This window comes from Collinsella bouchesdurhonensis (assembly GCF_900155365.1).
Classification (GTDB): Bacteria; Actinomycetota; Coriobacteriia; order Coriobacteriales; family Coriobacteriaceae; genus Collinsella; species Collinsella bouchesdurhonensis.
This window is the reverse complement of record NZ_LT699743.1, coordinates 199,210-208,338: the sequence shown is the minus strand read 5'-3', so window position 1 is coordinate 208,338 and position 9,129 is coordinate 199,210. Positions and strand designations below refer to the sequence as shown.

General features: G+C 57.7%; 9 protein-coding genes and 2 pseudogenes. 7 read left to right on the top strand and 4 right to left on the bottom strand.

Features of this window, described 5'->3' with window-relative positions:
* Window positions 1–181: 181 nt before the first annotated feature.
* Both pdxT and pdxS read right to left on the bottom strand, forming a co-directional pair.
* Window positions 182–748 carry a pyridoxal 5'-phosphate synthase glutaminase subunit PdxT gene (pdxT, locus tag BQ9843_RS07230; RefSeq protein WP_075844473.1) on the bottom strand — a complete coding sequence of 189 codons (567 nt, stop codon included), beginning with the start codon at window positions 746–748 and terminating at the stop codon, window positions 182–184.
* A gap of 3 nt (window positions 749–751) precedes the next feature.
* Window positions 752–1,642, bottom strand: coding sequence for a pyridoxal 5'-phosphate synthase lyase subunit PdxS (pdxS, locus tag BQ9843_RS07225; RefSeq protein WP_075844472.1), 891 nt, complete (start codon window positions 1,640–1,642; stop codon window positions 752–754).
* Between the two features lie 169 nt (window positions 1,643–1,811).
* On the opposite strand from pdxS, the pseudogene BQ9843_RS08990 reads away from it, so the two are divergent.
* From BQ9843_RS08990 to BQ9843_RS07195, 5 genes and pseudogenes are all read left to right on the top strand, one after another.
* Window positions 1,812–1,994: pseudogene (locus BQ9843_RS08990) on the top strand (GntR family transcriptional regulator); the annotation flags it as partial.
* Between the two features lie 14 nt (window positions 1,995–2,008).
* A pseudogene (locus tag BQ9843_RS08945) lies at window positions 2,009–2,491 on the top strand (aminotransferase class I/II-fold pyridoxal phosphate-dependent enzyme); the annotation flags it as partial.
* Between the two features lie 94 nt (window positions 2,492–2,585).
* Entirely contained in the window at window positions 2,586–2,855 is a 270-nt protein-coding gene (locus BQ9843_RS07210; protein ID WP_075844470.1) for an ATP-binding protein, read from the top strand.
* A gap of 77 nt (window positions 2,856–2,932) precedes the next feature.
* On the top strand, window positions 2,933–3,562 hold the full coding sequence (locus tag BQ9843_RS07205) for an aminotransferase class I/II-fold pyridoxal phosphate-dependent enzyme (RefSeq protein ID WP_075844469.1): 630 nt from the start codon (window positions 2,933–2,935) through the stop codon (window positions 3,560–3,562).
* Window positions 3,563–3,662: 100 nt separating this feature from the next.
* On the top strand, window positions 3,663–4,727 hold the full coding sequence (locus BQ9843_RS07195; protein ID WP_143327646.1) for a hypothetical protein: 1,065 nt from the start codon (window positions 3,663–3,665) through the stop codon (window positions 4,725–4,727).
* 245 nt (window positions 4,728–4,972) lie between these two features.
* Here BQ9843_RS07195 and BQ9843_RS07190 read toward each other — a convergent pair whose 3' ends face one another.
* Window positions 4,973–5,530, bottom strand: a complete 558-nt coding sequence (locus BQ9843_RS07190; RefSeq protein ID WP_075844466.1) for a ferritin family protein — start codon at window positions 5,528–5,530, stop codon at window positions 4,973–4,975.
* Between the two features lie 326 nt (window positions 5,531–5,856).
* Here BQ9843_RS07190 and BQ9843_RS07185 point away from each other — a divergent pair, with 326 nt between their 5' ends.
* Complete coding sequence (locus BQ9843_RS07185) at window positions 5,857–7,176, top strand: iron-containing alcohol dehydrogenase (RefSeq protein WP_083647989.1); 1,320 nt, start codon at window positions 5,857–5,859, stop codon at window positions 7,174–7,176.
* Window positions 7,158–8,540, top strand: a complete 1,383-nt coding sequence (locus BQ9843_RS07180; protein ID WP_075844465.1) for an aldehyde dehydrogenase — start codon at window positions 7,158–7,160, stop codon at window positions 8,538–8,540. Before BQ9843_RS07185 ends, BQ9843_RS07180 begins: the two co-directional genes overlap by 19 nt.
* 125 nt (window positions 8,541–8,665) lie before the next feature.
* Here the strand turns inward: BQ9843_RS07180 and BQ9843_RS07175 are convergent, their stop codons facing one another.
* Window positions 8,666–9,076 carry a peptide deformylase gene (locus BQ9843_RS07175; protein WP_075844464.1) on the bottom strand — a complete coding sequence of 137 codons (411 nt, stop codon included), beginning with the start codon at window positions 9,074–9,076 and terminating at the stop codon, window positions 8,666–8,668.
* Window positions 9,077–9,129 lie beyond the last annotated feature (53 nt).

The following is a 9,129-nucleotide window of genomic DNA, read 5'->3' as shown; positions in this document are numbered from 1 at the left end:
GGCCGTGACGACCGTCGTGGCGGTAACGGCGGCGGCTTCCGCGGCAACCGCGGCGGTCGTTTCGATCGTTAATTCGCCTCGCGACATAAGCGCTCGAGCGTAAACGCATGGCGCCCTCGGTACGTAACAACCAAGGGCGCCATTTTTTAGTGCCTGTGCGGCGTGGTTCACGCCCTGGGTTTTACATCTGCAGGAAAAGCTGATGCATGCGCAGGTCATCGTCGAGCTCGGGGTGGAAGGCGACGGCGAGCTGTGAGCCCTCGCGTGCGGCGACGATGCGTCCATCCACACGAGCAAGGACTTCAACGCTGGGCTCCACCTTGGCGATATAGGGGGCTCGAATAAATGTCATGGGAACGTCTGGCATGCCTGCGCATTCGGCCTGAGCATGGAAGCTTCCCAGCTGGCGGCCATAGGCGTTGCGCTCGACCGTGATGTTCATTGTGCCCAGGCGCGGTGTGCCTCGATCGTCGTGAGCGGCAAGGTCGCGCGCAAGTAAGATGAGTCCGGCACAAGTGGCGAGTGTGGGCATGCCGTCTTCTATGCGGGCACGCAGGCCCTCGAGCATACCGATCTCCTCCAGAAGCTTGCCCTGCACGGTGGATTCGCCCCCGGGCAGCACCAGGCGGTCAAAGGGACGGGCAAGGTCTGCTGCCTGGCGCAGCTCGATGCAGTCTTCGCCCAGCTCGAGCAGACGTTGCTCATGCTCGATAAAGGCGCCTTGAACGGCAAGAACGGCACATGCCATGGCTTACTTGCCCCTCTCTTCCATGATGAGCTCGATTTCATCGGCATTGATACCTACCATGGCTTCGCCCAGATTCTCGGAAAGCTTGGCGATCATCGTTGCGTCCGTGAAGTTTGCCACAGCTTTGACAATCGCGGCAGCGCGCTTGGCGGGGTTGCCGCTCTTAAAGATGCCCGATCCCACAAAGACACCCTCGGCACCCAGCTGCATCATGAGTGCGGCATCCGCCGGGGTGGCCACGCCGCCTGCAGCAAAGTTCACGACAGGGAGCTTGCCTGTAGCATGGACCTCGCGCAGCAGCTCAACGGGGACGGCAAGCTGCTTGGCGGCCTCGAACAGCTCGTCCTCGCGCAGGGCCACAACGTCGCGAATCTGCTTTTGAATCTTGCGCATATGCCGCACGGCCTGCACAACGTCGCCGGTGCCCGGCTCGCCCTTGGTGCGGATCATCGTGGCGCCCTCTGCCACGCGGCGCAGCGCTTCGCCCAGGTCGCGGGCGCCGCACACAAAGGGCACGTCGAACTGGGTTTTATCGATGTGGTACACGTTGTCGGCGGGGGAGAGGACCTCGGACTCGTCGATGTAATCGATGTCGATGGCCTGCAGCACCTGGGCCTCCACAATGTGGCCGATACGGCACTTTGCCATCACGGGGATGGACACTGCCTCTTGGATGCCGCGGATCATGGCGGGGTCGCTCATGCGGCTCACGCCGCCGGCGGCGCGGATGTCTGCCGGGATGCGCTCGAGGGCCATGACGGCGCAGGCGCCCGCTTCCTCGGCGATATGTGCTTGCTCGGGCGTGGTGACGTCCATGATGACGCCGCCTTTGAGCATCTGGGCGAGCTGACGGTTGAGCTTGACGCGCTCGGCCGCGGTTTGTGTTTGAGGCATAGCGGTTCCTTTCTTTGAGTCCGCGCGGAATGCTGCGGGGGCTTGGTGCTTGCTTGGGCGAATATCCTATAAGGTTTCTAGGGAAATAAACATGACCAGGTGCGTAATTGTTTTTTAAGGTCAGAATAAGGTCAGATTGCAAAAACTGATAAGGTCAGATGGAGGATACATGCTCGATTACGACTTGAATGAACGTGGGCCTGTCAGTCTTTACGAGTATCTATACCAGCGAATTCGAGATGATATTCTCTCGGGGTCTATTGTGGCGGGCGAGCATCTGCCATCGAAGCGCGGGCTCGCGCAGCATTTGGGCATAAGCGTTATTACGGTGAGGGCGCATATGACCAGCTTGTTGCTGAGGGGTTTGTGCGATCGGAGCCGCGCCGTGGATATTTTGCCAATGAGCTACCGCGGGCGGCAACTGTGCCCCGGCTCAAGGATGCGGCGGATCGCGATGCCGGGAGCGTTGCGCCCGGCCGTGCTTTTGTGCCGGTATCCGACCTGCCAAAAACGTCGCTCGATGGTTCCCGCCTTTGGCAGCGTGCACTCAAGACTGTGCTTGCGAGCGAAAGCGAGCGCGAACTGTTTGCGCCGGCGCCGGCGCAGGGAACGGCCCGTCTGCGCCGCGCGATTGCGGCGCATTTGCGCGGATCGCGCGGAATGGATGTTGACCCCGAGGCTATCGTGATTGGCGCCGGTGCACAGCTGCTCGATACCATGTTGGTGCAGCTTTTGGGCCGCGAGAAGACCTACGCCGTGGAGGATCCGGGCTATCTTCGCCTTACGCGCATTTACCAGGCGTGCGGCTGCGACGTGTGCCATATTCCGCTCGATGCGGAAGGACCGGATTTGCACAAACTCGAAAAGAGCGGTGTCGATGTCTTGCACCTTATGCCATCGCACCAGTTCCCTACGGGCCGCGTGACTTCCATCGCGCGGCGCTATGCCCTGCTTGGATGGNGAGTACGGCTACATCCCGATAGACATCGAGGGCGCTCGGCTGCTCTACCAGGTGATGTCGGCAACGTACGAGACGAGGAGCATGATCGTCACAACCAACATAGAGTTCGGCAAATGGGGCACTGTGCTGGGAGACGCGCACCTGGCCACGGCGACGATTGACAGGATCATGCATCATGGTCGGCTGGTTGAGTTCGGCGGGCAGAGCAGAAGGTTCGAGGAAGCCTTGATGATGGGAAGATCGGACAGTTAGCGAAGAAAGGGTGCGGCACCTTTGCAAAACGGTGAAACCCGAAAGAAATTAGTCGTGAAATCCTAAATTTAGTTGTTGTGAAAAACAGATGGGCCTCGCAGCGCTCGGGCCGTTACCTTATCGAGGACGATTTTGACTGCGAGTTTCGTCTGGCTGGCAAGCCAATCCCACCGCTTACAGCTATTGATGCGCCAGGTTGCGTGATCTATACCAACACGTTTTCCAAAAGCCTTTCTTCGGCATTGCGCTTGGCCTATATGGTCCTGCCGGACCGGTTGATGGAGCGGTATCGGCAAGAGCTGGGATTCTATGCTTCGACGGTGAGTTCTATCGACCAAATCGTGCTTGCGCATCTCTTGGAGACAGGGGAGTACGAGCGGCATGTGCGGCGCGTGCGCAAGCGCGCTCGGGATGCGCGCGACGCTCTGGTGGTCGCGATCGCTCAGGCGGGCTTGGAGGGCCGAGTGCGCCTTGAGGGTGCCGACGCCGGCCTCCATGCGGTCTTGGCCATCGAGACGGATCTTGATGAGCGCGAGTTGCTGCGGGTACTTGGGATGCCCACAGGATGTGTCTCTGCGCTCGCCGACCACCTTTGGTGTGCGGAACATGGGGTCGATGACGGCATACGTCACCTTGTGGTTCAGTATTTGATGCTCGAGAAAGAAATGGGGGGAGAACTTGCAGAAAAATTAAGGACAATTCTGTAAGGTTTTCGCCGCTCAGAGGCACTATCTTGCCGTTGCTCGAATTGCTGTCGAAAACCCAAATACGTCAAAATATTGCGGGCCAGGCGAGTATCTTGGTGCCATGTCCTACGTTTTTTCCAACATATCCGCGTTTCGTTATCATCGGATTCCGCCGCAGATCCTTGTACTGTGTCCGCCCATTCCCGATGAAGATTGCGACCGTCAGCGGCTGCGATTGCGCCAGGATCTTTTGGTGAATCATGTGCTGGGCTTCCCGTTGCATACGCTGGTCTATTGCAGGAATTCGGTGACGCACGGGACTTTGCTTGAACGCCATCTCTGGTCTGGGCAACTTCCATCCGAGGCAATATGGGAAACAGATCACGGGGTTCAAGTCACATCGCCGCTATTTACTCTGCTTACAGTTGCTCCGTGTGCAAGTGAGATGCAACTTGTCATGATGGCATATGAGATGTGCAGCACCTTTGCGGTCTTTAAGCCTTCTGACCCGATGGAAAAAGCGCTCAAAGATGCCTATGCATCACATCAGCTGCCAGGGGATTTTGGCTGGAAGCGTTCAACTAATCAGAAGGGCGAAGTGACTAATTTGTGGCAGCGTCCGCCTCTTATTCAGATAGATGATCTCCTGGATTATGCAGAAAGCAATCGGAGCCTTCGCGGAGGAAAGAAGCTGCTCAATGCAGCAAGGCAAGTAAGCGGCGTTACGGCTTCTCCGTTCGAGGTGCAGGCTTCTATGTTGTTTGGTCTTTCGCGGCGCCTGGGCGGCGAGGGTCTATCTTGTTTTGAAAACAACTATGAGATTGCTTTAGATCAGAAGGCAAAAAAGATCGTGGATAAAGAGAAGGTGTACGCCGACCTGCACTTTGTGTCTGCGGATGGCAGCCGTTCGGTGATAGTTGAATGTCAGGGCGCCATCGAGCACGGCAAACTTGATGCTGGCATCCGAGATGCAGACAGGGTGACCGCGCTGCAAAGCATGGGATACGACGTAGTTTTGCTCACGTTCAAGAAGATGTCCGATAAAGAAAGCTTCCATACCGTGACAGAGATGCTTGCGAATAAGCTCGGCTATCCTTATAGGCCCAAAACGGATGCGATGAAGACCCGCGAGGACGAGCTGAGGCGCGAATTACTTATTGATTGGGCGACATTGGGGGAGTTTTAGGCATTGCAGACCATAAAATAAATGCTACTACAACAAAACAATTCGAAATAGGTACCCTAAATTGAACTTGGAAAGTAGACCGTGATTTTTAATAACAAAACCCCAGGAAAGTAGGGGGTTTAATATTTCGTCTACTTTACTTTTTTGTTTTAGGGTACCTATTTCGAAAAGTTTTGAAAAATGGGAGGGGTTTCAATGCTTGAAACCCCTCCCATCAACGCTTATAGCGTTATTTTTTGTTTGGTTTAGCCGAAGTAGCGCTTCAGCAGGCCCTCGAAGGCCTTGCCGTGACGGGCCTCGTCGCGAGCCATCTCGTGCACGGTGTCGTGGATGGCGTCGAGATTGGCAGCCTTGGCACGCTTGGCAAGATCGGTCTTGCCAGCGGTGGCGCCGTTCTCGGCCTCAACGCGCATCTCGAGGTTCTTCTTGGTGGAGTCGGTCACGACCTCGCCCAGAAGCTCGGCGAACTTGGCGGCATGCTCTGCCTCCTCATGGGCGGCCTTCTCATAGTAGAGGCCAACCTCAGGATAGCCCTCGCGGTGGGCAACACGTGCCATAGCAAGGTACATACCAACCTCGGAGCACTCGCCCTCGAAGTTTGCACGCAGGTCGGCGACGATGTCCTCGGGCACGCCCTCCTTGGCAACGCCCACAACGTGCTCGGCAGCCCAGGTAAAGCCACCCTCATCCTGCTTCAGAAAACGAGAACCGGGAACGCCGCACTGGGGGCACTTAAAATCCTCCGGCAGCTGATCACCATCGAACTCTTCAACATAACCGCAAACGGGGCATACGAATTTCATAATAATCTCCTTTGGTCACAGAGTGCGTTCGCCGGCCCTGTTAGGTTCCTCTCCGGCTCCCGCTTGACGATTCCATTATGCACAACTTCAGCGAGATTTAAACAGTAATAGGAATAATTCTCAAAAAGATTTTTAAGAATGTCATAAAATGTTAATGAGTTAACAATATCGACGCAGCTAAAGAACTACAATCGGCTGGCTTGAATGTTGATTCGTTAACGAATGTTTGAGAAGCACAGCGAGCCGGCATCAACGAGGGAGGGATGGCTGCCCCCTGTTCGCCAGATTTCGCCAGCTTGACCCAAAGAACAACCAGGGAGAAGACCGTGAACAAAGCCTATAAAGCATGGTGCCGTATCTATCAGACCGTGTTTCGTCTTGCCATGCCGATCCTTCCGTACTATGAACCCAAGATTATGTATTCGACCGATCAGGTTTCGCAGGTACTGGCCGACAAGCGCATCGGCTCGGTCTTGCTGGTGACGGACCCCGGCATCGCCAGGCTCGGTTTGACTCGCGGGCTCGAGGCCACGTTCGCGCAGGTGGGAATCAACTGCACGATCTACGCGGATACCCAGGCAAACCCCACGGTCTCTAACGTAGAGGAAGCCGCTGCGCTGTACCGCGAGCACGGCTGCCGCGCCATCATCGGCTTTGGCGGCGGCTCGGCCATGGACTGCGCCAAGGGCGTGGGCGCACGTATCGCTCAGCCGCGCAAGCCCATCAACAAGATGCGCGGCCTTTTGCGCGTGCATCGTCACCTGCCGTTGCTCATTGCCGTTCCCACGACGGCGGGAACGGGGAGCGAAGTAACGCTTGCGGCCGTGATTACCGACGATAAAACGCACTACAAGTACCCCGTCAACGACTTTGTGCTCATCCCTCGCTATGCCGTGCACGACCCGCGCCTCACCTGCGGATTGCCTGCCTCCATTACGGGCCAGACGGGCATGGACGCTCTCACCCATGCGGTGGAGGCCTACATCGGGCGCAGTACCAACGCCTATACGCGCGCGGCGGCAAAGCGCGCCGTGCGCCTGATTCATGACAACCTGCTCGAGGCATACGAAAACGGGCAGAATATCGAGGCTCGCGCAAATATGCTCGAGGCCGCCTATCAAGCTGGAATAGCCTTTACGCGTAGTTACGTGGGATACGTGCACGGAATCGCTCACAGCTTGGGCGGCCGCTATGGCATGCCGCACGGCCTTGCAAACGCCGTAATCCTTCCGCATATGTTGCGCGCATACGGCCCGGTCGCAGAGCCCAAGCTTGCCGAGTTGGCGCGCAATGCAAGCATTGCCCCTGCAAAAGCAGATGACCACACGGCGGCGCAGGCATTTATCACGTGGATTGACAACATGAATGCGCGCTTGGGAATCCCGCGATATCTTGAAGGCATAAACGCTGCCGACGTACCGTCGATGGCAGCGCATGCTGCGGCAGAATCCAATCCGCTGTATCCTGTGCCTAGGCTGATGGACGCCGAGCAGCTTGCGAGCATGTATCGCGTGGTTGCGGGCGGCCATTTTGCCGATGAGCCCGCAGTGCGCGCAGGCGAGGGACAACGCCGAAGCACAGAGCGACCCTCGCGAGTTGCCCGCACCGCCGAACGAAAGGTTGCCGCATGCTCGAGCAAGAAATAGCCGCGATCGTCGAGGAGCAGCGTCGCTACTTCAAGACGCACGCTACGTTTGATGTCTCCGCACGCAAGGCCGCCTTGCGTGCGTTGCTGGAGAGCGTGCGGGCGCATGAGGACGACATCGCCGCTGCACTCTATGCCGACTTGGGCAAAAGCCATAGCGAAGCCTATATGTGCGAGATTGGCACGTCGCTTGCCGAGATTCGCCATCAGATCGCCCATGTTGCGTCGTGGAGCCGCTCGCGCCTGCGCCCCTGCGACCTCGCGAACGCCATGAGCGTATGCAAGGTCCAGCCCGTGCCCTATGGCGTGACGCTTGTTATGGCGCCGTGGAACTACCCGTTTTTGCTTACGCTCGAGCCGCTGGCAGGTGCCCTTGCCGCGGGCAACACCGTGGTTCTCAAGCCGAGCGCTTATGCGCCCGCCTCGAGCGCGGTGCTGCGTCGGATCTGCGAAGAGGCGTTCGACCCGCGTTTGGTGCGCGTAGTCGAGGGCGGTCGTGCCGAGAATACGGCCCTGCTGGAGCAGCGTTGGGACAAGATCTTCTTTACCGGAAGCGTGAGCGTAGGCAAGCTTGTGATGGAGCAGGCGAGTCGAAACCTCACGCCTGTTACGTTGGAGCTGGGCGGCAAAAGCCCCTGCATCGTGGACGCCTCGGCAAACATCAAGGTGGCAGCGCGTCGTATCGCTTTTGGCAAGTGGCTCAATGTGGGTCAGACCTGTGTGGCGCCCGATTATCTGCTGGTGGACGAGCGCGTGCACGACGAACTGCTCGAGGCTCTCAAAGGTTGCGTTCGCGCCATGTATAGTGAGGATGCGCTGAGCAACCCTGCCTACGGCAAGATGGTCAACGCCAAGCATTTCGATCGCGTGCGCGGGCTTATCGACCCCGCCAAGGTTGTGCTGGGCGGCCGCGCGGACGAGGCGTCGCTTAAGATCGAGCCAACGATTCTCGATGGTGTGGATCCAAGCGTTGACGCCGTGATGCAGGAAGAGATCTTTGGTCCTGTATTGCCAGTCATCACCTATAAAAGTTTGGACGAGGTCGAGCGTTTTATTATGGACCGTCCCACGCCGCTTGCGCTGTATATCTTTAGCGAGGACCGTGCGGTGCAGCAGCGCTTTACCCGCTATGTGCCCTTTGGCGGCGGCTGCGTGAACGATTGCATCATGCATCTCGCCACAAGCCATATGGGCTTTGGCGGCATGGGGGAGAGCGGCATGGGCCAGTACCATGGCCGCGAGAGCTTTGACATCTTTAGCCACAAGAAGAGCATCGTGTCTAAAGCGACGTTTTTTGATGCCCCCTTCCGTTACGCGCCCTATGCGGGTTGGAAGGATGCGTTCGTTCGATTTTTCGTGCACTAATGACAAAAGCCCGCAGGTTTATTTTGTCATATTTTTGGGGTTAACACGTAAAAGCTGACGTGCTGCTCATGGGCGCGTCGGCTTTTTTAATGAGGGGTGTATGGACCTGGGAATCGAGGGCCTGGCTAGATGACGATGCCTTCGCAGTGGTCGCACTCGTGCTGGATGATCTGTGCCACAAAACCGGAGAAGCTGCGCGTATGCTCGTGCCAGGAATCGTCTAGGTAGGTTACGCGGATGCTGCGATAGCGCGTGCAAAGGCGCGTGCCTTCGAGCGAGAGGCAGGCCTCCTCGGTCTGATATTCGTCGTGCCGCTCGATAATGCGGGGGTTGAACATTACGAGTGTGCGGGGGCCATCGGTTACGGCGATCACGCATTTGCGCTTGCCGATCATGTTTGCGGCAAGCCCCACGCATTCATGGGAGTGGGCGGAAAGCGTGTCTGCCAGGTCGCGCCCGATGGCGATATCTTCTGGTGTGGCCGGCACGCTGGGCATGCGCAGCATGATGGGCGAGGTGACGATGTTGCAAACCATGGTTTCCCCTTGTGGATTGATCGCGGGCGGCTGGGTGTGAGTGTAGCCCATTG